Annotated in this window: 20 protein-coding genes; 17 read left to right on the top strand and 3 right to left on the bottom strand. The window is 28.4% G+C overall.

All coding sequences use genetic code 11. The features are described from left to right. Positions 1–181 precede the first annotated feature (181 nt). Positions 182–391 carry a zinc ribbon domain-containing protein gene (locus BUB01_RS03540; protein ID WP_072985303.1) on the top strand — a complete coding sequence of 70 codons (210 nt, stop codon included), beginning with the start codon at positions 182–184 and terminating at the stop codon, positions 389–391. A gap of 274 nt (positions 392–665) precedes the next feature. On the opposite strand, the gene BUB01_RS03535 is transcribed toward BUB01_RS03540, so the two are convergent. Continuing rightward, positions 666–1,520, bottom strand: coding sequence for an AraC family transcriptional regulator (locus BUB01_RS03535; protein WP_072985302.1), 855 nt, complete (start codon positions 1,518–1,520; stop codon positions 666–668). 211 nt (positions 1,521–1,731) lie between these two features. On the opposite strand from BUB01_RS03535, the gene BUB01_RS03530 reads away from it, so the two are divergent. From BUB01_RS03530 to BUB01_RS03480, 13 genes are all read left to right on the top strand, one after another. After that, complete coding sequence (locus BUB01_RS03530; protein ID WP_072985301.1) at positions 1,732–2,625, top strand: carbohydrate ABC transporter permease; 894 nt, start codon at positions 1,732–1,734, stop codon at positions 2,623–2,625. A 9-nt stretch (positions 2,626–2,634) separates the two neighbouring features. Further along, on the top strand, positions 2,635–3,525 hold the full coding sequence (locus tag BUB01_RS03525) for a carbohydrate ABC transporter permease (protein ID WP_200802833.1): 891 nt from the start codon (positions 2,635–2,637) through the stop codon (positions 3,523–3,525). Next, positions 3,522–5,693 (top strand): 1,3-beta-galactosyl-N-acetylhexosamine phosphorylase, encoded by a 2,172-nt coding sequence (gene gnpA, locus BUB01_RS03520; protein ID WP_072985299.1) that lies wholly within the window; start codon positions 3,522–3,524, stop codon positions 5,691–5,693. Before BUB01_RS03525 ends, gnpA begins: the two co-directional genes overlap by 4 nt. A 19-nt stretch (positions 5,694–5,712) precedes the next feature. Then, positions 5,713–5,871, top strand: coding sequence for a DUF6903 family protein (locus BUB01_RS23430; protein WP_200802832.1), 159 nt, complete (start codon positions 5,713–5,715; stop codon positions 5,869–5,871). 109 nt (positions 5,872–5,980) lie between these two features. Then, positions 5,981–7,330: a carbohydrate ABC transporter substrate-binding protein gene (locus BUB01_RS03515; protein ID WP_072985298.1), complete on the top strand. Its 1,350-nt coding sequence runs from the start codon at positions 5,981–5,983 to the stop codon at positions 7,328–7,330. Between the two features lie 111 nt (positions 7,331–7,441). Further along, positions 7,442–8,392: an N-acetylglucosamine kinase gene (locus BUB01_RS03510; RefSeq protein WP_072985297.1), complete on the top strand. Its 951-nt coding sequence runs from the start codon at positions 7,442–7,444 to the stop codon at positions 8,390–8,392. 114 nt (positions 8,393–8,506) lie between these two features. Further along, positions 8,507–10,006, top strand: a complete 1,500-nt coding sequence (galT, locus tag BUB01_RS03505; protein ID WP_072985296.1) for a UDP-glucose--hexose-1-phosphate uridylyltransferase — start codon at positions 8,507–8,509, stop codon at positions 10,004–10,006. A gap of 43 nt (positions 10,007–10,049) precedes the next feature. Then, the gene (locus tag BUB01_RS03500) at positions 10,050–13,880 is read left to right on the top strand and encodes an endo-alpha-N-acetylgalactosaminidase family protein (protein WP_072985295.1); all 3,831 of its coding nucleotides are present in this window, start codon (positions 10,050–10,052) and stop codon (positions 13,878–13,880) included. A 185-nt stretch (positions 13,881–14,065) separates the two neighbouring features. Next, positions 14,066–14,917 carry a DegV family protein gene (locus tag BUB01_RS03495; protein ID WP_072985294.1) on the top strand — a complete coding sequence of 284 codons (852 nt, stop codon included), beginning with the start codon at positions 14,066–14,068 and terminating at the stop codon, positions 14,915–14,917. Positions 14,918–14,938: 21 nt separating this feature from the next. After that, positions 14,939–15,475, top strand: a complete 537-nt coding sequence (locus tag BUB01_RS03490; protein ID WP_072985293.1) for a DUF1836 domain-containing protein — start codon at positions 14,939–14,941, stop codon at positions 15,473–15,475. A gap of 958 nt (positions 15,476–16,433) precedes the next feature. After that, positions 16,434–16,586 (top strand): hypothetical protein, encoded by a 153-nt coding sequence (locus tag BUB01_RS23065; protein WP_159433199.1) that lies wholly within the window; start codon positions 16,434–16,436, stop codon positions 16,584–16,586. 201 nt (positions 16,587–16,787) lie between these two features. Beyond that, the gene (locus BUB01_RS03485; RefSeq protein WP_072985292.1) at positions 16,788–17,522 is read left to right on the top strand and encodes a peptidase MA family metallohydrolase; all 735 of its coding nucleotides are present in this window, start codon (positions 16,788–16,790) and stop codon (positions 17,520–17,522) included. A 259-nt stretch (positions 17,523–17,781) separates the two neighbouring features. Next, positions 17,782–19,383, top strand: coding sequence for a carbohydrate-binding protein (locus BUB01_RS03480; protein WP_072985291.1), 1,602 nt, complete (start codon positions 17,782–17,784; stop codon positions 19,381–19,383). Between the two features lie 107 nt (positions 19,384–19,490). On the opposite strand, the gene feoB is transcribed toward BUB01_RS03480, so the two are convergent. Both feoB and BUB01_RS03470 read right to left on the bottom strand, forming a co-directional pair. Next, complete coding sequence (feoB, locus tag BUB01_RS03475) at positions 19,491–21,641, bottom strand: ferrous iron transport protein B (RefSeq protein WP_072985290.1); 2,151 nt, start codon at positions 21,639–21,641, stop codon at positions 19,491–19,493. A gap of 48 nt (positions 21,642–21,689) precedes the next feature. Then, a complete protein-coding gene (locus BUB01_RS03470; protein WP_072985289.1) occupies positions 21,690–21,929 on the bottom strand; it encodes a FeoA family protein in 240 nt (79 codons plus the stop codon). Between the two features lie 219 nt (positions 21,930–22,148). Here BUB01_RS03470 and BUB01_RS03465 point away from each other — a divergent pair, with 219 nt between their 5' ends. The 3 genes from BUB01_RS03465 (at position 22,149) to BUB01_RS03455 (ending at position 25,589) form a co-directional block, all read left to right on the top strand. Continuing rightward, positions 22,149–22,646 (top strand): metal-dependent transcriptional regulator, encoded by a 498-nt coding sequence (locus BUB01_RS03465; protein ID WP_072985288.1) that lies wholly within the window; start codon positions 22,149–22,151, stop codon positions 22,644–22,646. Between the two features lie 204 nt (positions 22,647–22,850). Next, positions 22,851–23,216 carry a hypothetical protein gene (locus BUB01_RS03460; RefSeq protein ID WP_072985287.1) on the top strand — a complete coding sequence of 122 codons (366 nt, stop codon included), beginning with the start codon at positions 22,851–22,853 and terminating at the stop codon, positions 23,214–23,216. A gap of 258 nt (positions 23,217–23,474) precedes the next feature. Then, on the top strand, positions 23,475–25,589 hold the full coding sequence (locus tag BUB01_RS03455) for a methyl-accepting chemotaxis protein (RefSeq protein WP_072985286.1): 2,115 nt from the start codon (positions 23,475–23,477) through the stop codon (positions 25,587–25,589). Positions 25,590–25,654: the final 65 nt, after the last annotated feature.

Genomic DNA, 25,654 nt, shown 5'->3' with positions numbered 1-25,654 from the left:
TTTGCAGTAATTAAATTTATTGGAAATAATAAATTGATAAATCAGATATGATTCGTCCAAATGGAGTATACAGATTAATTAATGTTTGTATAAAATTTATTCAAGTTATAGTATAATATTACAATGATAATAAAAAAATATTATTAATTAATTTATAAATTACAAAGGAGGATTTTAATTTATGGAAAAGAGACAATATGTATGTCCTAAATGTGGAAATCAGCACTATGAATCAGATCAATTTCAAGCAACAGGAGGTAACTTTGCAAAATTATTTGATATACAAAATAAAAAGTTTGTAACAGTTAGTTGCACACAATGTGGTTATACTGAACTGTATAAAGCTCAAACAAGTGCTGGCTGGAACGTATTAGATTTTTTACTTGGTTAGAATAAAGGCATTTATGATTTTAAATAAGATTTTAGTATATTAAAATTTTAAAAACCGGTGAAATGTTAAGCTATATAAACCATTAATATGATTTTATTAAAAAGTATATAATGTAATAAAAAGTATATAATGTAATAAAAAGTATATAATGTAATAAAAAGTATATAATGTAATAAAAAGTGTATAGGTGTTATTATAAATTATTAAAAATAAACAAAAGCTTGTAGGTTTTAAGCATATAACTTAAAATTTACAAGCTTTTTAATTATTTATTTTACGCTTGTGATCTATAGTTTTTAGGGGAATTGCCTGTATTTTTTTTGAAGACTTCACTAAAGTATGATGAATTAGAAAAACCAACAATAGAAGCTATTTCTCTAATTGAATAGTTTGTAGTTGATAATAGATTCTTTGCTTCTTCAATACGTTTATTAATTAAATAGTTTATAGGGGAAATACCAACTTGTTTAGTAAAACTATGAACTAAATGATATTTATTTATATGAGTAAGCTGTACTAATAAATCTAGTGTGATGTTTTGAGAGTAGTGGGAATCAATATAATTTTTTACTTTCATACATTCTAAGCTTAATTTATTAGTAGATTCTTCTTTTACTTTAGGATTGTTATTATCTCCTCTAAGAATAGTTATTATTAACAATATTAATATACTTTTATAAGCAACTTCATAGTTATAATCTTTTTTACTTATTTCATCAATTAAAGAATTTAAATAGCCTAATATAACAGTTTTGTCTACATATTTTATAATCCTATATTGCGGTTTGTTTTTTTCATTTTGGTAACCACTTTTATCTTCTGGAAAGGAAAGTACTAGATTGTCCACTCCTAGGACGATATATTCTAGGGGTTCATTTACGAAAGTTGATTTTTCAGTATGAAGGCAATTGGGATTAATAATTATTAAATCTCCCTCTGATACGTTTACATTATTATCTTCTAGCTGAAAACTACCTTTTCCACTTGTTATAAAGAATATTTCAGTAAATGGATGAAAGTGAGCAGTACTATGCCAGTCATTCTCGAATTTTGATTTACATATGTATAGTAGTTCATAATTGACATTTATAATATCTTTAGTATCTACCATATACATTGTGTTACTCATTTTGAAATTAACCTCCTTTTGTTAATAAATTACAATATATGATATATTATAACATAGAAAAATATTAAAATATATTGCTATACTCAGCAATTATGTTATAAAAAATGGCAATTATATTGTTGTGTAAAAGATTACAAGGGTTGTATAATTTAAATATAAATACAAGTAAATTGCTTTTATAGAGTGAAATTGTTAAAAAGGAGTTTATGCAATGAATAAAAAAAGATCATCAAAAAAATTATTTATTATCTGGTCAGTCTTACCAGCATTTATATTATTCTTTATTTTCATGGTTATCCCAACAATAAATGTATTTTGGATGTCTTTATTTAAGTGGGGAGGGTTAACTAATAAAAAAACTTTTGTAGGTTTTGAAAATTTTAAAATATTATTTAAAGATCTTAATTTTATAAAATCATTTCAAAACACATTGTTATTATTAGTAATAGTAACAATAATAACTATGGTACTCGCTGTAGTTTCTGCAGCAATTTTATCTCGAGAAAATATAAAATTTAAAAATTTTTTTAGAGTTATATTTTACTTACCTAATATCCTTTCAGTAGTTGTAATATCTGCAATTTTTTCAGCAATATTAGATCCTAAGCAAGGAATCTTAAATTCCACATTGAAACTTTTAAACCTTGAATCATTAACTAAAATGTGGTTAGGAGATCAAAAGGTAGTTATATGGTGTATAGTATTTGCTATGATATGGCAAGCTGTAGGTTATTATATGGTAATGTACATGGCAAGTATGTGTAGTATTCCAGAGCATTTATATGAAGCGGCGGATTTGGAGGGAGCATCGAAAATAAAACAATTTTTTGAGATAACATTGCCTTTAATATGGAATGTTGTTAGAACTACTTTAACCTTTTTTATAATAAGTACAATAAATTTAAGTTTTCTATTTGTAAAGGTTATGACTGGTGGAGGTCCAGATGGAAGCTCAGAAGTGTTCTTAAGTTATATGTACAAGCAGGCGTATTCTAATTCATCATATGGATATGGTATGTCTATTGGAGTAATTATATTTATATTCTCATTTGTATTATCACTAATAATAAGCAAGATAACTAAAAGAGATATTATAGAATTTTAGGGAGGGAATATGATGATTAAGAAGATGTCAGCTGATAAATTATATAAGTTTTTTATATATTTATGTTTAAGTATATTTGCAATAAGTATAATAGTTCCTCTGGGGTGGTCTATTCTAGCAGCATTTAAGCATAAATCGGAGTTTTATGGTAATCCATGGGCGCTACCCAAAGGGATGTATCTTGAGAATTTTAGAAAAGCTTTTGTGGACGCACATATGGGGGAGTATTTTATTAATTCTATAGTAGTAACGGCATTAGCATTAATTATACTTTTAGTTGTAGCAATACCAGCAGCTTATGTTTTATCAAGGTTTGAATTTAAAAGTAAACGAGTTTTAGATACATTATTTTCAGCAGGTTTATTTATAAATGTTAACTATATAGTAGTACCAATATTTTTATTAGTATTAGATGGAGAAAAAGCAATAAAACAAATTTTTTCTCTTCCGGCAACTATGACTTTGTTTTTAGACAGTAGAATAGTTTTAAGTTTAATTTATGCATCGACCGCATTACCTTTTACTATCTATTTATTAACAAGCTATTTGAAGTCTTTACCAAAGGCTTACGAAGAAGCAGCTTATATAGATGGATGTACTTATTTGAAAACCTTAACCAATGTTATTATTCCAATGGCTAGGCCAAGCATCATAACAGTAATATTATTTAATTTTTTAGCTTTTTGGAATGAATATATAATTGCATTAACTTTATTGCCAAATAAATCTAAAACGTTACCATTAGGGTTGATAAATTTAATGCAAGTACAAAAGACAGCTACAGATTATGGCGCAATGTATGCAGGTTTAGTAATTGTTATGATACCAACAATAATACTTTATATTTTAGTGCAGAAAAAATTAACAGAAGGAATGACAATAGGAGGTATGAAGGAATGATAAAAGATAATTTAAAACATGGACGAGTAACTATACCAACAGATAACGACTTTATAAAAGAAACTATGGAAATAGTTGAGAAGTTAGGAGCTGATGCTATAAGAGATTGTGATGGGTTTAAGTTACCGAAGGAAATAAAGGGAGCTGCTGAAAAAATATATTCTACGTATTTTGTAGCTCGTGGTGATAATGAATGGGCTAATGCAAATATTAAAGAATTACAACAAACTTATTTAATGACAAATCATATTCTCGCAACAAAGGATTCACTTACAATAAAGATAATGGAAGGGTATTTTGATCAACAAGTACAACCTGATTCTTATCATGATGTTAAGGAATTTTGGGAAGTAATTGATAGAACTACAGGAGAAGTAGTGGAAATTGATAAGTGGGATTACAATGAAGAAAATGTAACTGTAACTATAAAAGAAACAAAAAAATGGCATGAATATACTGTATCATTTTTAGCTTACTGCTTATGGGATCCAACGCAAATGTATAATCATATTACAAATAATTGGGGAGACAAACCTCATGAAATGCCTTTTGATGCTAGAAACGCAAAAACTAATAAATATATTTTTGAAGCTATGCATAAATGGCTTGATGAGCATCCAGAGACAGATGTAATAAGATTTACAACATTCTTCTATCATTTTACTTTAGTATTTAATAATTTAGCTAAAGAAAAGTATGTTGATTGGTTTGGATATAGTTCTAGTGTAAGTGCAGAAGCTTTAAGGGAATTTGAAAAGGAAAAAGGCTATAAGTTAAGACCAGAGCATTTAATAGATAATGGATATTATAATAGTACTTTTAGAGTTCCAACTAAAGAGTATTTAGATTATATAGATTTTCAGCAACAGTTTGTTTCTAAGAATGTAAAAAAATTAGTGGATATAACACACGAACATGGAAGAGAAGCAATGATGTTTTTAGGTGATAATTGGATTGGAACAGAGCCTTATGGCAAGTATTTTGAAAATATAGGATTAGATGCAGTAGTTGGATCTGTAGGTAACGGTACTACTTTAAGAATGATTTCAGAAATACCAGGTGTTAAATACACAGAAGGAAGATTTTTACCATATTTCTTTCCTGATACATTTTATGAAGGAAATGATCCTACAATAGAAGCTAGAGATAATTGGATCACAGCTCGTAGAGCAATCATGAGGAAACCAGTAGATAGAATAGGCTATGGTGGATATTTATCACTTGCATATAAGTTTCCTAAGTTTGTTGAATATATATCGCGTGTATGTGATGAATTTAGATTGATTTATAATAATATAAATGGAAATAAACCATATTGTGGGTTAAAGGTAGCTGTATTAAATTGCTGGGGTAAATTAAGAAGCTGGCAAACTCATATGGTAGCACATGCTTTATGGTATAAGCAAATATATACTTATCTTGGAGTAAATGAGGCTTTAAGTGGTATGAGTGTAGATGTAAGCTTTATAAGCTTTGATGATATAAAAAACAATGGAATATCAAGCGATATAGATGTAATTATTAATGCAGGGGATGCAGGTACAGCTTTTAGTGGTGGCGAAAAATGGTTAGATATAGAGCTTATAACTAAAATAAAGGAATGGATATATAATGGTGGAGGATTTATAGGTGTTGGAGAACCTTCAGCAGTATTAAATGGAGGACACTTTTTCCAATTATCAGATGCTTTAGGAGTAGATAAAGAATTAGGTTTTTCATTAAGTACAGATAAATATTTTAAGACCAAATTAGATAATCATTTTATAACTGATGATATAACTGAGTCTATTGATTTTGGAGAAAGTCAAAAAAATGTATACGCATTAAAAGAAAGTACAGAGATTATTAGTTATAAAGATGGAAATCTATTAATGAGTGCAAATAGCTATGGAAAAGGTAGAAGTGTTTATATTGCGGGGTTACCATACTCACCTCAAAATAGTCGTATATTATTAAGAAGTTGCTATTATGCAGCTAATAAGGAATCACAATTAAAGAAATGGTATGCTGACAATATAAATTGTGAAGTATCAGCATATTTAGAATCTAAAAAATATGCTGTCATAAATAACTCAAATGAAAATCAAGAGACTATAGTTTATGATGGAAATGGTATAGGAGAAAAAATGTTTTTAGCTCCAGCTGAAATAAGATGGATAGAAATATAGATTATAGGAGGATGCTTTAATGAGCAAGAAGTTTATATATATAATTTTATTTCTTTTGTTTATTGGACTTGTTGTAAAGGGAAATTATGTTAGGGGCTATAATGGCTTACTTATAATGATGATTGGAACAGCTGGAATATTATCGGAGTTATATATGTATAACAGAAAGTACAGATAGCAATATAACTGTATAAACTAGCAATTATATTGTAGAAAAATCGTTTACAAAGCAATAAAATTAAAATATAGAAATTAATAATTTCAGGGGATCTAGGGAGGATATAATTATGAGAAAAGGGAAATTAGCTTTTATATTAAGTGCAGTTATGATTACTTCTATGTTTGCAGGATGTAGTGGAGACACAAAGAAGGATGAGGCTAAGGATAAGGGAAAAACTCTTAAAATTGCAGCCTTCGAAGGTGGTTATGGAAAAGTTTACTGGGAAAAATTAAAAGAGAATTTTGAAAAGACTCATAAAGGTGTTACAGTTGAGCTAACAGTCTCTTCAAATCTTGAAGAAAAAATAAGGCCTCAAATACAATCTGGAAATATACCAGACTTTGTATATTTAGCAACTAATAGAAAGGATGCATTAACAGAAACATTTATAAAGGAACAATCTTTACAAGATTTAACTGAAGTTTTAGAAAAAGATGTTCCAGGTGAAAAAGTAAAGGTAAAGGATAAGATTTTACCAGGTTTTTTAAAGACTTCCGCAACTAATCCTTATTCAGATGGAAAAACATATTTAGCTCCACTATTCTATAGTCCAACAGGATTGTTCTATAATAAAACATTATTTAAAGAAAAAGGTTATGAACTTCCAAAAACTTGGGATCAAATGTTTGCTTTAGGAGATAAGGCTAAAAAAGATGGAACTGCATTACTTGCATATTCTACAGCTGGATATTTTGATACAACACTTGGATCAATGCTAGCAGCATCAGGTGGGGTTGATACTTTTCAAGGAGCAATGAGCTATAAGGAAGGATTCTGGAAGACTTCTGAATCTAAAACTGTTTTAGATACAATAGGAAAAATGAAAAACTATTTAGAACCAACAGTTGTGCCAAATGCAAATTCACAAGGATTTAAAAATAACCAACAATTAGTTTTAGATAATAAAGCATTATTTATACCAAATGGAACCTGGTTACCAGATGAAATGAAGGATGCTCCAAGAGCTAATGGCTTTGAATGGGGATTCATGGCATACCCATCATTTAAAGATGGTGGAGACAGATATTCTTATAACTTCTTAGAACAAATGTATATTCCAAAGGATGCAGCTAATAAAGAATTAGCAGAAGATTTTATGGCTTATATGTATAGTGATGAAGCAGTTGCTATAATTGCAGAAAATGCAAAAGCTGTTGTTCCAGTTAAAGGATCAATAGATATAGCAAAGAAGTACTTATCTCCTTTACAAATAGAAATGTTAAGTGTTTATGATAATGGAGCATTGCCAATAATGGGTAATTTTGTTGCTACAACTCCAGTAGAAGGTGTTAATTTTAATGATATTTATACAGGAACAATTGATTCAGTAATGACTGGAAATAAAACAGTGGCAGATTGGCAAAATGCTTTAGATGATGCAAGTAATAAATTAAGAGTAGCAATAATTAAAAAATAGACATTAAAAATTGTAGGGGATGTTAGAAAATTAGGCATCCCCTTTTTAAAAACCTAAATATAGTGTAAAATTACTAAAAGTTATAAAAAATTTATTTAGGATGTGATATAAATGTACTTTCTAGGAGTAGATGGTGGAGGAACTAAAACTAGATATGTTTTAATAAATGAGGAATTTGAGAGATTAGTAGATATAGAAAAAGGGACAATTCATATTCATCAAATAGGAGTAGAAGAATTAAAAGAACAAATAAAAAAATCTATTGATGAAATTTGCAAAAAAGTTAATATAAGAATAAATGAATTAACATATATTTTTTTAGCAGTGCCAGGTTATGGTGAGAGCATAGAAGATAAAAAAATAATAGATAAAGTGATAGAAGAAATATTAATTGAAGTACCATACACAGTAGATAATGATTCAGTTGCAGGGTGGGCCGCAGGTACAGGGTGTAAAGAAGGTATAAATATAGTATCAGGAACAGGGAGTATAGCATTTGGTAAGAATAAGCTAGGAAAATCGGCTAGAGTAGGCGGATGGGGACCTATAATAGGAGATGATGGAAGTGCTCATGCTATAGCTTTAAAGGTTATAAACGAATATACAAAACAAAAAGACGGAAGAAAACCTAGAACCCAATTAGTTGAAGTTCTAGAAAGAGAGATGAAAATAAATTGTTATTATGGAATTGTAGATTTAATATTCAATGAATACAAACAATCAAGGACTGAGATTGCTAAATTTTCTAAGATAGGTTCATTGGCAGCAAATGAAGGTTGCACAGCTTGCAAAGAAATATTTAAAGATGCAGCCTATGAATTGTTTTTACACATAGATACATTAGCAAAAGAACTTGATTTTGAAGAAGAGTTTATAGTTTCTTATACAGGAGGAGTTTTTAACACAGGTGAGCTTGTTTTAAATCCATTAAAGGAATTTATAAGCGCGAGTAAGTTAAATTGTAAAATTCAAGAACCTGAACTAGATCCATGGAATGGTGCAGCGCTTATGGCGTATTTACTATCAGGAAGAACTATACCAAAGAACTATAAATTTAGATGAATCATATAAAAGAAAATAGTAGACCAATACACCATGTATTTTAGGTCTATTATTTTTGAAATTAATCTAATATATACTGACTATTTTAGAAGAATTAAAGGGTGGATTGATATTATGAGTGGCATTTATAAGGAAATAAATAATCTTATAGAGTATGGATTAAGGAACGAGTTATTAGAAATAGAGGATGTAATATATACTCGCAATAAAATATTAGAAATACTAAAACTATATGATTTCAAAGATGAAAACAAAGAAATCGATGAAAAACCATTAGAGGATATATTAAACAATATACTTAGATGGTCTGTCAAAAATAGATTAATAGAAGATAATATAACAGAAAAAGACTTATTAGATACAAGACTTATGGGTGCATTAATGCCGAGGCCTTCTGAGATTATAAAAGACTTTTATAAAAAGTATAATAAGGAACCTGAATTAGCTATGGATTATTATTATAATTTAAGCACTGCTTCAAATTATATACGACTTGATAGAATCAAAAAAGATCTTAAATGGAAAACTCAAACGGAATATGGAAGTATTGATATTACAATAAATATGTCAAAACCAGAAAAGGATCCAAAAGAAATAGCAAAAGCAGTAAATACCCCTCAAAGTGCATATCCAAGGTGTGTATTATGTAAGGAATGTGAAGGGTATGAAGGAAGATTTAATTACCCATCTAGAAGTAATCATAGAATTATTCCTTTAGAACTTAATAATGAGCAATGGTTCTTGCAGTATTCACCATATCTTTATTTCAATCAGCATTTAATAATACTAAATTCAAATCATACTTCAATGAAAATAAATAGAGACACTTTTGTAAAACTTTTAGAATTTGTAAGTAAGTTTAAAGATTATTTTATAGGTTCTAATGCAGACCTACCGATAGTTGGAGGTTCTATATTATCTCATGATCATTATCAAGGCGGTTTATATAAATTTCCGATAGAAGAGGCTAGTATAGAAGAAACATATATTATAGAAGAGTTTAAAGAAGTAGAAGTACAAAGATTAAAATGGCCTTTAACTGTTATGAGATTAATAAGTAGTAATAAGGAGGAATTAATAAACCTTTCAGATAAAATTTTAAAGGTATGGAGCGGCTATTCAGATGAAGATATAGATATAAGTGCTTATACAGGAGATGTTCCTCATAACACTATAACGCCTATAGCAAGATTTAAAAATAATAAGTATGAGATTGATTTAGTTCTTAGGAATAATCGATGTACTAAGGAATATCCTTTGGGAATTTTTCATCCACACGAAAATTTACATCATATAAAGAAAGAAAATATAGGTTTAATTGAAGTTATGGGATTAGCTGTACTACCAGCAAGATTAACATCAGAGATAAAAGCAATGAAAAAGTACTTGTTATCTAATGAATATTCTAAAAAAATAGAAAGTCATAAAATGTGGTTAGATGCTATTTTGAAAAAAAGAGGAGTCATAGCTATAGAAGCAGTAGATGATATTATTAAAGAAGAAATAGGGTTAGTATTTAAAGATGTATTAATTGATTGTGGTGTATTTAAACTTGATGGAAAAGGAGCGCAAGCATTTAACAGATTTATGGAATTTCTAAATAATAGTCAATAAAATTTAATGAATTAATTATTCTGATTTTATGGGGGGATTTATTATGAATAAATCTATGAGTAAAAAGATTACGTGTATTGTTGCAGTGATAATGTTAGTAAGTCAAATACCACAGTATGCATTAGCTAGTGATATAACTACATCAAATGTTAAACAAGAATATACTAGTAGTGTAACTGAAAAAACATATATTCAAAACTATGATGATTATGCAGGTTTAACATGGACAAGACTTATTGGGGGAGGAAGCATTAGCAAAGATTCATATAGTAAACCAAATACATTTAAGGTTCAGGGTAAGGTTGAGGGGACTGACTTAAAGGCAGATGCTACTGTTAGTGTAAAGGGTGAGGCTATAACTTATAATAATGATTTTGAAACAGATGCTACTAAAGGAGATTATAAAATAACAAAAAGTACAGGAACTATAGTAGTTAAGGATGGAAATATTAAAATACCGATGAATGGAGTATCCACAGCTGTAGATATGAAGTGTCCTAATGTAAAGGATTTTACTTATGAAACTGATTTTACAGTAAATAGTGATCAAGGAAGAATAGGATTATTATTTAGATATTTTTCAGAAACAGAATGGGGTGCTATCTGTTATGATGCTGGATCATGGATTTGGAAAAATGGAGCAGGACAATATGGTAGTTTTCCATGTTCTTTTAAACTAGAGAAAGATGTTAAGTATAAAATCAAAGTAAAAGTGGAAGATAACAACGTAGAATTATTTATAAATAATGAATCAAAAGGAAGAACATCTATAACTAATTTACCAACTAAGGCTGGAAAAATAGGTTTAAGTGGGTGGTATGGAAATAAAGTTGTAACCTTAGATAATGTTAAGGTTCAAGAACTAGCTCCAATAGCACCACCAGAGATAAAAGAAGAATTGGTAAGCATTAAATCAGACAAAATGGATGTTGTCGTAGATAAAAATTTTCCTAGAGTAGTAAGTTATACATGGAAAGAGGATAAAAAGGTACTTGCTGGAGAAAAAGAACAATTATATGTAATTGAAGTTAATGGCGAAAAATATATTCCACAAGTAACAGCAACTGTAAAGGATAATTTTATAGAATATAAATTAAATATTAAAGAATTAAATATGGCTATTACATTAAAAATTGTTATTAATGATAATAAGCTAAGAATGGAAGTAACTGATGTCAAAGAAAACAATGTTAAATTACAATATTTAAACTTTCCATCTCAAAGTTTGGCTGCAGTAACAAATAGAGAAAAGGGAAGTATTGCATCTGTTGTGACTACAGGAGATTGGAACAATATAATTGAAGAATTTAAATCAGTAGATGAAACAGAAGTAGGAGCAAAAGGAAAAACCTATGCCTTTTTAAATAATAATGATTTTGCTGTAACAATAAATAATAATACCATTGAAGGTGGGAATAGAGCAGTAGTAACTACTGAAAATAGGCAAGATGAACAAGGAATATATAAGAAAACAGGAATAGCAAGTGGAACTTGGACTTATAGAGAAGTTCTAAAGGATAAAACTGATTTAGGAAGTAATTTATATCAAAAAGAATTACCTTGGTTAGAGTTATTAATTGCTAGAGATGAAAATAAGGATAATAATGTGTCTTGGCAGGATGCAGCTATATTATATAGAGAAAATATGAAAATACCCGTAGGTGGAGAAGATATAAAAAATAGTTTATCTTATATAGACTTTAATATTGCATATACACAAAATCCTTTTTTAAGAGGCTTAGATACTATAAAGAAACTATATAACTATACTGATAAGTTTGGACAATTAGTATTAGAAAAAGGGTATCAAGCTGAAGGTCATGATGATTCACATCCAGACTATGGTGGGCATATAGGAATAAGACAAGGTGGTAAAAAAGATTTTAATAAGCTTATAGAGGAAGGAAAAAAATATAACGCTAAAGTAGGTGTGCATATAAATGCTACAGAATATATGTTAGATGCTTTTGAAACACCAAAAGGTATAGTGAACAAAAATGCACCTGGTTGGGGATGGTTAGATCAGGCTTACTATGTAGATCAAAGAGCAGATATAACTACTGGAGAATTATTTAGAAGACTAGATCTTCTAAAAAATGATGCACCAAATTTATCTTGGGTATATGTAGATGTATATACCGGAAATGGATGGAATGCTTATGAGTTAGCGAGTAAAGTAAATTCATTAGGTTATGGTTTAGCTACAGAAATGAATGGACCTCTTGAACAACAAGTTCCATGGACTCATTGGGGTGGTGATCCTGTATATCCTAATAAAGGTAATGCAAGTAAGATTATGAGATTTATAAAAAATGATACTCATGATATATTCTTATCAGATCCTCTTTTAAAAGGAAATAAGCATTTATTAGCTGGAGGATGGGGAACCAAACATTGTATAGAAGGTGAATACGGTATAGATGAATTTTATAATCAGGTATTACCAACAAAGTATATGCAACATTTTAAAATAATGACAATGGATGATAATGAAATTACATTTGAAAATAATTTAAGGGCAGTAAGAGAAGGAAAGAATATTAATTACTATAAAGATGGTAGATTAGTTGCCACTACTCCAGAGAATTCTATAAATGAAAAAGGTGTAGGCAAAACTAATTTGTTTTTACCATGGGACCCAGTTAAGGAAGATGAAAAAATATATCATTGGAATCCGCTTGGGACAAGCTCTATGTGGGAATTACCAATTAAGTGGTCTGGAGTTAACAAGGTATACCTATATGAATTGTCGGATCTAGGGAGAACATTTGTAAAAGAAGTTCCAGTTTACAATAATAAGGTTAAGTTAGATGTTAAAAAGAATACACCATATTTAATATTAAAATCATTTGAAAAAGTAGAAAGAATAAATAATTGGGGAGATGGAGCTCAAATAAAAGATCCAGGTTTTGACTCACAATCATGGGATTTTTGGAAGAAGACTTCAAACTTTGGAGACATTAATCATATAAATGTTTACAATGAATGTATTCAGGAGAGAAATGGTAATGATTTAATAAAGGTTAGTGGTAATAATGGTGCAGATGCTACGATTTCACAAGATATTAGAGGATTAGAGTCTGGTAAAACTTATTCAGTTTCTGCATGGGTAAAAAATGATAATAATAGAAAGGTTACTTTAGAACTAGAATGTGATGGAAAGAAAGTTAGCAACGTTATAACAAGAAAAGCAAAGGTAAGGCAAGGTGAAGCTGTTAAATGGTATAACGATACCTTTGAAAGAATGAATGTTGAGTTTACAGTACCAAAGGAAGTTAATAAAGCAAATATATCTATAAAAATAGATAAAGGAGATAAAAATTCAGTTGTTTTTGTAGATGATTTTAGGATTTGTGAAATACAAGCAAAAAATAATAAAGAGGATTATGTATTCTATGAGGATTTTGAAAATGCAGATGAAGGAATAGGAGCATTTTATTTAGCACCAGGCTTAGGACAATCAAATAGATCTCATTTAGCTGAAAAAGATTCAAATGGTAGACAAATTATGAGCTATGTTTTAGATGGTAAATTCTCGTTAAAAACAAATCAACAACCAGAAGAACAAGGTGAAATGCTAATAACAGAAGAATCTAGATTTAAATTAGAACGCAATAAAGAGTATGAATTAGGTTTCTTATATTCATTAAAGGATGCATCACCTAATTATTCGATTACAATTAAGTCAGCATCAAAAGGAGAACTTATAAAAATACCACTTGAAGCTACAGGAGATAAAGCAGGTAATATAATAAAGAAGTTTAAAACTGGAGATTGCAATGATTATTATCTATCTATAGATAAAGGGGACGGGTTTAGTGAATTAATACTAGATAATATTTATGTTAAAGAAGTAGAAAATAAAAATAAATAATAAACACAAAGAGGTAGGCTATCGCCTATCTCTTATTTTTCAGGAAAATTGATTTGAAATTAAATATGAAATTTTTGTAAAAGTAGTTGATAAAAAGTATTTAGTGTGTTAATCTAATACATGTAGTTTTTAAAACTATATATTTTAGTTTTTTAAACGAAAATGATATTTGTAGGAGAGATAATATGATAAAAATTGTTTCTGATTCATCAACACTTTATTCAGCTATGGAGGCTAGAGCAAATAATATTGAAGTTGCTACGCTTTCAGTTACAATAAATAATTCTACTTATAAGGAATATGAAGAAATAAATACAGAAGAGTTTATAGATATTATTAATGAGGGACATATACCAACATCTTCTCAGCCAGCAATTGGAGAAGTATTAGAGATATATAATAAATATTCAGATTATGAGATAATTAATATAGCTATGGCAGATGGTCTTTCAGGTACTTATAATTCAGCTTATATGGCTAAGGAAATGGCTGAGAACAAAGATAAAATTAGTGTTATTAACTCTAAAACACTTTGTGGTCCACATAGATATTTAGTAGATTTAGCTGTTAAACTTGTAGAGAGTGGAAAACAAAAGGAAGAAATAATAAATATTATAGAAGAACTTATTAAAACATCAGAGTCATTTTTAATTCCAAATGATTTTGATTATTTAGTTAGAGGTGGAAGAATTTCTACTTTAGCTGGGAAAATAGGAATTTTAATAAAACTAGTACCTGTAGTAAAAATTTCAGAGGATGGTAAAAGACTAATAAAGTTTACAACAAAAAGAACCTTTTCTAAGGCTGTTGCAAAAATATGTGAAGCTTTATTAGAAGCAGGAGTGGATAATACCTATAATATATATGTTTCACATGCTTGTAATGAAGAGTTGGCAATTTTAGCAAAAAATATTATACTAGAAAATATAAAAGATTCAAAAATAGAAATTAAAAAGTTAGGACCGGTATTTACTACTCAAGGAGGTCCTAGATGTATTTCAATACAAACAATAAAAAAGCATAATATGTTAGGATAATAAACTGGTTTAGGAGGAAAAATGTGCGGATTTTTAAATGAAAAAGATGTAGAAAGGCTTTTAGAATTTCATTGCCCAAGATTTAATGAATTACCAAAAGTTCAATTATATAAGGATCAAGTTATATTATATATAGAGAAAATATTAAATAATATAAATCTTAATTCACAAGAAAAGTTGTTAACACCAACTATGCTTAATAACTATGTAAAGCAAAAAATTGTAGCACCACCTAAGGATAAAAAATATAATGAAAAGCATTTAGCTTATTTAATAATAGTTTGTATTTTAAAACAAGTATATAGCTTAACTGAAATATGCGAACTTATTAAAATTCAAATAGAAACGTATTCCATAGAAGTGGCTTATGATTATTTTTGTATAGAGTTAGAAAAAGGCTTAGAGGCTGTTTTTACAACAAGGGATTTTTCAGCTCCTAGTTCAGCTACACATATAACATATGCAAGTGAAGTATTAAGATCTACAGTAATATCTTTTGTACATAAGATATTTATTCAAAAATGTCTTATTAAACAAAAGATGTTAAATGAAGAATAAAATATATAATAGTTTTCTCCTCTAATTTCCAGTATATATTAAATATAAATGGTTAAGATAATATCATAAGGTGCTTAACAGTTGAGTCAAGATTTATATATGCTTCTTAAAAAAGGTGTATATAAGTCGGTCAAAGATTATTTATGGGTTAAAGACTTTAGAAACCTTTAGCTTATACTTAGTCGGAGAGAAGATTTTATATTGTTAGGAAAAGCTTTTATTTAGTCGATTAATTTGATTAAATAAAGGTTCCAACTTATGATATAAGGTCGAACTAAGATTATATAAAGTGTTGATAAAAAGTGGTTATATATAGCCGAAAGGTTATATATAGTTATATAAATATTTTATATAGTCGAGCAACCCATCTTCATAAGTAAAGAATTGCTAATTAATAGTCGAAAGATTATTATTTGGTATCCTCTTTTTATCAAAATTATTGATAAGGTTTATTTATGTTGGTGCGAGCGAAGATTATTAAGTGCTTTATCTAAAATGAAACAGCAACTCAATTTATTATAATGATAAATTGATTGCTGTTTTTTTATTTTAATAGATACTTCGTAATGTGCTTTTGATAAAGTAATTTCAAAATTACTTATAAGGTAGATTAATTATTACTATTTAATTCAATGTAGAATTTTAATTGCAATATATATAGAAATTTTTACACCTAATTATATAGAAATATTCAATTTATAATAAATATTTAAGGAATTTAATTTTTATAGAGGAGACCCTTTTAATATTAAGATATTCTTAAGAAGTTCTTTAAATTTTTTTATATATTATCATGTATTATATAAGTATAGGGAAAAGAGATAAATGAAGAAGAGACGAGTATATTACAAAAGTGTAAGAAAAAAATACAATACTGTAATTCAGCTGTAATGGTGATTTAAAAGCTTACATTCTATAATTAGTATATAAAATAAATAAAAAAATGGAGGAAACAAAAATGAAATTAAGAAAGATTTTAGACAAACTTTTTTTAATAAAAGATGATAGTGATATTATAGAAGAGGTTAAAAATTCTTTAGATGAAAAGGAATATGGTAAAGAGGTAGCAGATTTGATATTAAATATAAATATTAATTCATTTAATTTTTAATATTACTAAGGAGAATAGATATATGCTTAACCTTAATAGTAAAATAGTCTCATACCTGTTATTTTAAAAGATAGGAATGAGGCTATTTTTATGTACATTGGGAATTAATAAATGTTATAATTTATATAATGTGGAAATTGTAATAGATATAAAGAATAAGGTAGAAGTTAGTTAAAAATATAAGGATAGGAGAAATTTAAAATGATAGATAAAAATAATAAATCATGTTTAAAAGAATCAAAGCGTGAGTATGAATTAAATTTTAAAAAGGAAATAGAACATTTTATAATTTATTATACAGATAGTGATAAAACATGTATAGAAGATGTATGTAATGTTCTTGAAAGTAGCTATGATAGGATAACAACCCACTTAAAAAAGAAGCTAGATGATAAATTAATTATAGAAATTCATTCAGATTTTAATGAACTTCATAATGCATTAGGTTTTCCGAATGCACCTGATTGGATAAGAGGAGGTGTTGGGAAGAGTAAAATAATAATAGCATCTCCATTAAATCCACCACCTGGTTCAAATTTTGATAATGTTGTAAATACAGCTGTTCATGAGTTTGTTCATATAATAGTAAATGGATTAAATGGTAATACTCCTAGATGGTTAAATGAAGGAATTGCCTGTTATGAAGCAAAGGATAATAATGAAAGCTGGATAATTGAAACTGTTAGGGGTGGTCTTAGAAGTAATATAGTTCCTACTTTTAAAGATTTAGATACAGGGGAAGATTTTGAAGAATTTTTTAAAGTTAATGGTTACCAGTATTCATATACAATAGTAGAAGCAATAGTTGAAATGTTTGGTTATGACAAATTATGTAGTTTGATTAAAGCACCAAATGATTTTGTTAACAGTATTGGTATAACGGAGAATGAATTACAAAGTCAATGGATTAAGTATCTTGAAAAAAATTATGTATAAATATAAAACTTTATAATTATTAATTATATTCAAAGAATCTAATATAAAATGAAAATTATACTTATAAATTTTAGTTAGGATAATCAATTCATTTAATTTACATAATAAAGGTGATTAAAGGATTTAAGGTGAAAATTCATTAAATTATAGATAGAATAATAAATTAAAAAATTTGTTGAAAAATAGTTGATTGTTACAATTGAAAACCTTTTCTGAGAGTGGTATTATTGAGGCATAAATTTGTAAAGGAGGAATTATTTTGTTAAAGAAAAGTTTATTTAAAAAATGTTCTTCGACGGTTTTAGTATTGGCCTTAATTGCAACTCAAGTTCCTACAATGGCATTTGCAACTACAAAAGTTTATGAAAAGGAATCTATTAGCAAAGCTACATTAGCTGTACCTAATGCAAATTACCCTGATTATTCAAAGGTTAATGTTGGACAGGGAAAAGAGTGGGGACAGCATGTTTTTGCTCCATATGTAGATTCAACAAATTGGCCACCTGTAAAGTTATCGGAAGTTGCACAGCAAACAGGAGTAAAATACTTCAATTTAGGTTTTATTGTTGCTAAAAATTCATTACCTTCATGGGGGACTTATTATGCGGCAGAAGAAGGAGCAGGAGAAGGTGTTATAAACCAAGAGATAAAAAAGTTAAGAGATATGGGCGGAGATGTTATGGTTTCATTTGGAGGACAAGCTAATACTCCTTTACATGTAGCAATAACAGATGTAAATATATTAAAAGAGCAATATAAAAGATTTATTGATGCTTACGGATTAACTAATATTGATTTTGATATAGAGGGAGATGCAGTATCAAATAGAGAAGCAACTGCTAGGAATACAGATGCATTAGTAAAATTACAACAAGAATATAAGGCAGTTGGAAAAAAATTAAATGTATGGTTTACACTACCTGTACTACCTACAGGACTAACTGATGATGGAGTTTTTGTGGTTCAAGATGCTGTCAAAAAAGGATTGGAGTTTGAGGGAGTAAATGTAATGACTATGGATTATGGAGATGATGTTGCTCCAAATCCAGATGGACAGATGGGCAAATATGCTATTGATTCGATGAATTCCTTATTTACTCAAATTAAAAATGTTTATTCAGAAAATAAAATTCAAAAGAGTGATGAGTCTATATGGACAATGATAGGAACAACTCCAATGATAGGAGTAAATGATATAAGAACAGAGGTATTTAGACAAACTGATGCAACTAGAATGTTAAACTTTGCTTTAGAGAAAAAGATAGGATATATAGGCTTTTGGTCAGTTAATAGAGATCAACCAGGTCCTATAGGAGAACTTTCAGATTTCAATACAGGATTAGATCAAAAGCCATATGAATTTTGCACAATATTAAATGATTTTATGAAGATAAACACCAGTAAACCCATAGATCCCCCTAGTGAAGATAAGGTACCACCAACTTCACCATCAAATTTAGTATCTAAAAATATAACTAATAAATCAGTAGAGATATCCTGGGATGCTGCTACTGATAATGTAGGGGTAACAGGGTATGAGGTTTATAGAGATAATTTAAAAATAGCAACGGTTACCACTAATAGTTACAGTGACAATTCATTAAAAGCAGCCACAAATTATAATTATTATGTAGTGGCTTTAGATAAGGCAGGAAATAAATCTCAAAAGAGTACTACATTAACTATAAAAACTCTTTCAGATACTACTCCCCCAGTATCTAGTGAATGGCGAGTAGGAAATAGTTATAAGGTTGGAGATAAAGTTACTTATTCAGGTAAGACTTATACTTGTTTACAACCACATACAGCATTAGTAGGTTGGGAGCCTTCGAATGTTCCATCACTTTGGATGTTAGTTTAATATAAAATAAGGTTAAAAGGTTACTTCAAAACGAAGTAACCTTTTATATATTAATCATTCTAGATATTAGTACTTTTGAGAAAAAATGCGATGTATTTACTAATTGTTTATATTAGATTTAATAAACGAACTATGGTTGTTAATGAAAAACATATAACAATTCCTGTAATTGTGGGAACAAGAAATGAAATTAAGGTCCATTTTAGGCTTTGTGTCTCTTTTCTTATGGTTAAACATGTTGTAGCACAAGGCCAATGCATTAATGAGAATAACATTACACATACAGCAGTTAGCCATGTCCAACCATTTGAGACTAAAAGGTTTTTTAACTGTTCTAAACTATCAAGTTCTACAAGACTACCTTTAGACATATAGCTCATAATTATTATTGGTATAACTATTTCATTTGCAGGAAAGCCTAAAATAAATGCCATTAAAATATATCCATCTAATCCAATAAGAGTTGCAAAAGGATTTAAAAAGTTAGCACAATGAGTTAAAATACTTAAATTATCTATATGGATGTTAGACATTAACCATATAACTAGTCCTGCTGGTGCTGCAACTATCATTGCACGACCAAGTACAAATAGAGTTCTATCAAAGATAGACCTTATTATAATTTTACCTATTTGAGGTTTTCTATAAGGTGGTAATTCTAAGGTAAATGTAGATGGTATACCTTTTAATATAGTTTTTGATAGAATTTTGGATATTATTAATGTCATTAAGACACCTAATACAATTACTCCAGTAAGAATTAAGGTGGATACTACAGATTTAAAAGGTCCTACAATTATACCTGTAAAGAACATAGAGATAATAGCTATAAGAGTAGGAAATCTACCATTACATGGAACAAAGTTGTTAGTTATTATTGCGATAAGTCTTTCTCGTGGAGAATCTATTATTCTACAGCCTACTATTCCAGCAGCATTACATCCAAAGCCCATACACATTGTCAATGCTTGTTTTCCACAAGCACACGCTTTTTTAAAATAATTATCTAGATTAAAAGCTATTCTAGGTAGGTAGCCAAGGTCTTCCAATAATGTGAAAAGGGGAAAGAATATAGCCATAGGAGGTAACATAACCGAGATTACCCAAGCAAGTGTTTTATAAATTCCATCGATTAATAAGCTATGTACCCAAAGTGGTGTACCAAGCCAGTTTAAAAAATCTGTAAGCTTATTTTGAATCTCAAATAGACCTTTAGCAAGAAGTTCAGAAGGAATGTTAGCACCACTAATAGTAATCCAAAAAATTATGGCTAAAAGAAGGAGCATAATAGGAATTCCAAACTTTTTAGATGTCAGATATTTATCTATTTTTCTATCTATATTGCTAAAGCTTCTATTCTCAAAGGTTAGTACTTTATTGCTTATTTTTTCAGATGTTTTTACTAATTCAGAAACAATTTTGTCACGTAGTACTTCAGAGGTAATACCTTCATCATTTAGAAATGTTCTTACTTCATAAACTTTTTTCATAAGTTCATCTTCTTCAGTTAAGTTAAAATTGAGATATTTTTTAATTGAAGCTAATAAGGATTCATTACCATCTATAAGCTTTAAAGCCAACCATCTAGGAGGAAGATTCCCTCGAAATTTCAATTTTATTATTTCTTCAACCTCAGATATAGATTTTTCAATTTGATTTTCATATATAATATTTATAGGTGTACAAATATTATTATTGGAAGTAACATTATAAATTGTATCTATTAATTCATCTAAACTTTTTTTATTAACAGCACTTGTTCCTATTACAGGAACTCCAAGTTCTTTTGATAATTTCTTTAAATTAATAGATATTCCTTTTCTTTTAGCTTCATCCATTAGATTAACACAAACAACCACATTTGAAGTAATTTCAAGCGTTTGTAAAGCAAGATTTAGATTTCTTTCTAAGCATGTGGCATCTAGTACAATTACTGTTGTATCTGGGTTCCCAAAGCAAATAAAATCTCTAGCAACCTCTTCTTCAACAGAGTTTGACATTAATGAATAGGTACCAGGTATATCTACTAAAATAAATTTAGTATCTTTATAAAAATACTCTCCATGAGCATTTGTTACAGTTTTACCAGGCCAGTTACCTGTATGTTGATTTAGCCCAGTTAGATTATTAAAAATGGTGCTTTTACCCACGTTTGGATTGCCACCTAAGGCTATTATTTTATCTGTGGATTTCAGTTTATCAATTCTAAGCTCTTTTTCTAAAATTGACCTCCCAGTTGAACTATTGGTTAATCCCATTAACATTCCTCCTAAAAATAATATAGTATAGGTTAATTAAAGAAAATTTTAAATAATTTCTACTAATATCATTGATGATACTTCAGTGCGAAGAGCTATTACTGCACCTCTTATAAGATAAGCAACAGGATCACCTGATGGACTTTTTTGTAAAGCTTCTATAATCGTATCATTAATTAATCCTAAGTCTAGTAATCTTCTTCTTAATAATCCATTTGAATTAAGTTCTTTGACTTTACATTTACCTCCAAGTGGTAAATGGTTAAGTGAAATATAGTTGTTATTCATATTAAATCGAACCTCCATTTCTAATCGTAAGTTTATTTTTAAATAGTAGTTTCTTTGTAGTTTCTTTAGAGAAAAAAAGTTTCCCTAAACTAAAATATGATAAATACTTTCTAAGTGTTACTAATATATATAATGTGAAACAAAAATTTGAATTTTGAATAGGAAATATTAAACAATGTAATAATTCTTATTTTTAACATACTTAATGGTGGTGATTTTATGGATGATAGGTTTTATACTGTTCGTGGATATGAATTACAAAGATATAATAAAAATATTCTTACCCCTGCATTAGAAGATTATCTTGAAATGATATATAGAAATAGTCTAAGTGAAAATTATATTAGAATAAATATCCTTGCACAGCTTTTAAATGTTAAGGACTCGTCAGCTTCAAAAATGGTAAAAAAACTTGGAGAGTTAGGTTTTGTAGATTATGAAAAGTATGGAATTATAAAACTAACTAAGGAAGGAAAAGAATTAGGGAAGTATCTATTAAGAAGGCATAATATAATAGAAAAATTTTTATCTTTTATAGGGTGTGATAAAGAGGCTTTAGAGGAGGCAGAATTAATGGAGCATATTATCACGGATAATACAGTTAAAAATATAGAAATATTATACGACTTTATTAGAGGTAATGAAGATGTAATGGAAAAGTATATAAAATTTAGAAATGATACTAAGGATAACAATGTGAAAATAACGAAGGTATAATAGAAAAAGTAAAATATTGTTGGTACTAATTTATAATAGAGTATTTTGTCAAGCCATTTCTATGAAGTTAGTAATGGCTTAAGTTATAATGTAAGTTGATAAAAGTGAAATAAAAATGAATTGTATGTATAAAATAACCAAAATGTAGCAAAAATCATAATAGAAGAAAAAATAAATTTATTATATTATGAGAGGATTGTCATTATGGTTAAAATAAAAGAAGTAGTAAAATCAATATTAGAATATGTAAAAAAGTACGAGGTTGAAAAGTTTACTTATGAGGATAGAATAGGAATAAAGTTGTTTTTATTTATAAGTATAGTGTTAACAATATTAAGTATAGTTTATACAGCTGTATATAGTAAAGCAGGTTACTCACAACTTTCATCTCATAGAGGAACTATTAGAGGGGGGATTGGGTATATTAAAGCTGTTGCTGATTACTTGGGAGATGGTATAGGGGCATTTATAGTTTGTATTACATTTTTAACTACAACAATTTGGTGTATTGGATGGTTAACTAAAAATTCAAGCCATAAAAAGAAGAATATAAAAAAAGAAAATGTTTAAAAGTAAAAATGAAACGACATTAAAATTCCTTTAAATAAATTTTTGTTTAAAGGAATTTTATATTTTATAATAGATAAATTATTAGCTATAACTAAAGATATTATATTAAATCAATTCTTAAATAAAATATTAGTAATAATTATAAAATTGGGAAAATAAATAAAAAAAATAAGTTTATTTAAAGGATTATGAAAAAAAATGTAGAATGGTATAGATTGGACAAGTAATTATATACATAATTTGAAAGGAGAAACTAACATGTTAAAAAAATTAAATTTGGCAACCAAATTAAGTATTATACTTGGCACAATAGTGTTTATAGGGGTCATTCTTATAGGAGGAATTACACTTAATAAGGTTAAAAAAAGTTCTTATAATCAAGCAACTGAACAAGCAAAACAAGTATCAAGTGCTTTTGCAAAGGATATAAGAGGAGATTTAAAGGTAGCACAAGCTACTGCTGAAGGCATAAGAGATACAGTTCTATTTTGTAAGAAATCTGGTGGCTTAGATAGAGAACAAATAATACGTCTTTTAAATGATACATTAGAAAAAAATAAACGTATAATAGGAGTACATACTGTATGGGAGCCTAATGCTTTTGATGGAAAAGACAGCGCTTACATAAATAAAGAAGGACATGATTCTACAGGGAGGTTTGTTCCTTATGTTGTGAGAACAAATGAAAAGATAAAAATAGAACCGTGTAAATCTTATGATAAAGAAGGTATTGGAGATTATTATCTTCTTCCAAAGAAAACTAAGAAAAGTTGTTTAATAGAACCATATATGTATGAAGTAGATGGTAAAAATATTTTAATAACTACATTAACAATACCTATACTTGATGAAAATGAAAATTTTATAGGTACTGTAGGAGTTGATATTGATTTAAAAACTTTGCAAGATAAAACAGTTAAAGCAAAACCTATGGGAGGTTATGCGACAATAATTACAGATAAGGGAACAATAGTTACAAATGCTTTGAAATCAGAGATAGTTACTAAAAATTTACTTGATATAGACAAAGAAGAGCAAAATCTTGTTAATAAAGTTGGAGGTGGTAAAAGTTTTACTGTATATGAGAAATCATCAGTAACAGGGGAGTCATCTTTAAAAGCTAGTGCACCTATATCTGTAGCTGAAATAGATAGTAAATGGGCTTTTATATCAGTTATTACAGATGAAAATATGTATGCTGAATATAATAATTTATTTAGAATAATAATGACTATGAATGTAATTATTACTTTAATAATAATTATATTAATTTTCTTATTAGTTAAGAAAACTGTAAAACCTATAGCTGTTACTTGCAATCAACTAGAGTTAATTTCTAATGCTGATTTTACAACGAAAATACCTGAAAGTTTCTTAAATAAAAGTGATGAAATAGGTAGACTTTCAAGATCAATGGACAAGATGCAAAGTTCTATTAGAGAGCTTGTTATAGGGGTTAAAGAAGAAGCTTCAAATATGGAAAATGCGGTTTTAGATACTGCAAGCCATATAAAAGAATTAAATTCAAACATAGAAGATGTTGCAGCCACTACTGAAGAGTTATCAGCTAGTATGGAAGAGACAGCTGCAGCTACAGAGGAAATGAATGCTACATCAAATGAAATAGAAAGTTCAGTAGGTGTAATAGCTAATAAGGCTAAAGAAGGTACTAAATCAGCTCAAGAAATTGATGAGAGAGCTGAAAATTTAAGATTAAACTTTATAGAAGCAGAAAAAAAGGGCTTCAAGATTTATGAAGAAACAAGGGAAAGGCTTCAAAAGGCGTTAGAAGAATCAAAATCAGTTGAGCAAATCACTACACTTTCAAATACAATAATGGAAATAACTGACCAAACTAATCTTTTAGCTCTTAATGCAGCAATAGAAGCTGCAAGAGCAGGAGAATCTGGAAAGGGATTTGCTGTTGTAGCTGATGAGATAAGAAAACTTGCGGAAGATTCTAAGGATGCAGTTTCTGAAATTCAAAAGATAACCGAAACTGTAATATCATCAGTAAAGAATCTTGCAGATAGTGCAAATGGTATGATGGACCATATGACAAACAATGTTAGTAAAGATTATGATGATATGCTTAAGGCAATAGATAAGTATAGTAATGATGCTGACTTTGTTAAAAACATGGTTTTAGAATTTGATAATGCATCAAACCAGATTTTTAATTCAATAAAAAGTATGGTAAGTGTCATAGATAATATAACAGCAGCGGCAAATGAAGGAGCAAGTGGAACTACTACTATTGCTGAAAAATCTACTTTAGTAGCAGAAAAGTCACATGAAACTAAAGAACTTTCAGAGTATGTTAAAGAGAGAAATGAGAGACTTGTAGAGTTAGTTTCAAAATTTAAGGTTTAATATATTATTTAGAATTAGCAGGGAAAAGGTAGAGTTAATTCTAAAATCAATAAATGTTAATTTTT

It is taken from the genome of Clostridium cavendishii DSM 21758 (genome assembly GCF_900141845.1).
Taxonomy (GTDB): Bacteria; Bacillota; Clostridia; order Clostridiales; family Clostridiaceae; genus Clostridium_AG; species Clostridium_AG cavendishii.
The sequence above is the reverse complement of the archived record's forward strand: the minus strand, read 5'-3'. Positions and strand labels throughout refer to the sequence as shown.

Bases quoted from the DNA above. Each gene is read 5' to 3' on its own strand.
- BUB01_RS03540 (WP_072985303.1), top strand. From the start codon at position 182: ATGGAAAAGAGACAATATGTATGTCCTAAATGTGGAAATCAGCACTAT.
- BUB01_RS03535 (WP_072985302.1), bottom strand. From the start codon at position 1,520: ATGAGTAACACAATGTATATGGTAGATACTAAAGATATTATAAATGTC.
- BUB01_RS03530 (WP_072985301.1), top strand. From the start codon at position 1,732: ATGAATAAAAAAAGATCATCAAAAAAATTATTTATTATCTGGTCAGTC.
- BUB01_RS03525 (WP_200802833.1), top strand. From the start codon at position 2,635: ATGATGATTAAGAAGATGTCAGCTGATAAATTATATAAGTTTTTTATA.
- gnpA (WP_072985299.1), top strand. From the start codon at position 3,522: ATGATAAAAGATAATTTAAAACATGGACGAGTAACTATACCAACAGAT.
- BUB01_RS23430 (WP_200802832.1), top strand. From the start codon at position 5,713: ATGAGCAAGAAGTTTATATATATAATTTTATTTCTTTTGTTTATTGGA.
- BUB01_RS03515 (WP_072985298.1), top strand. From the start codon at position 5,981: ATGAGAAAAGGGAAATTAGCTTTTATATTAAGTGCAGTTATGATTACT.
- BUB01_RS03510 (WP_072985297.1), top strand. From the start codon at position 7,442: ATGTACTTTCTAGGAGTAGATGGTGGAGGAACTAAAACTAGATATGTT.
- galT (WP_072985296.1), top strand. From the start codon at position 8,507: ATGAGTGGCATTTATAAGGAAATAAATAATCTTATAGAGTATGGATTA.
- BUB01_RS03500 (WP_072985295.1), top strand. From the start codon at position 10,050: ATGAATAAATCTATGAGTAAAAAGATTACGTGTATTGTTGCAGTGATA.
- BUB01_RS03495 (WP_072985294.1), top strand. From the start codon at position 14,066: ATGATAAAAATTGTTTCTGATTCATCAACACTTTATTCAGCTATGGAG.
- BUB01_RS03490 (WP_072985293.1), top strand. From the start codon at position 14,939: ATGTGCGGATTTTTAAATGAAAAAGATGTAGAAAGGCTTTTAGAATTT.
- BUB01_RS23065 (WP_159433199.1), top strand. From the start codon at position 16,434: ATGAAATTAAGAAAGATTTTAGACAAACTTTTTTTAATAAAAGATGAT.
- BUB01_RS03485 (WP_072985292.1), top strand. From the start codon at position 16,788: ATGATAGATAAAAATAATAAATCATGTTTAAAAGAATCAAAGCGTGAG.
- feoB (WP_072985290.1), bottom strand. From the start codon at position 21,641: ATGGGATTAACCAATAGTTCAACTGGGAGGTCAATTTTAGAAAAAGAG.
- BUB01_RS03470 (WP_072985289.1), bottom strand. From the start codon at position 21,929: ATGAATAACAACTATATTTCACTTAACCATTTACCACTTGGAGGTAAA.
- BUB01_RS03465 (WP_072985288.1), top strand. From the start codon at position 22,149: ATGGATGATAGGTTTTATACTGTTCGTGGATATGAATTACAAAGATAT.
- BUB01_RS03460 (WP_072985287.1), top strand. From the start codon at position 22,851: ATGGTTAAAATAAAAGAAGTAGTAAAATCAATATTAGAATATGTAAAA.
- BUB01_RS03455 (WP_072985286.1), top strand. From the start codon at position 23,475: ATGTTAAAAAAATTAAATTTGGCAACCAAATTAAGTATTATACTTGGC.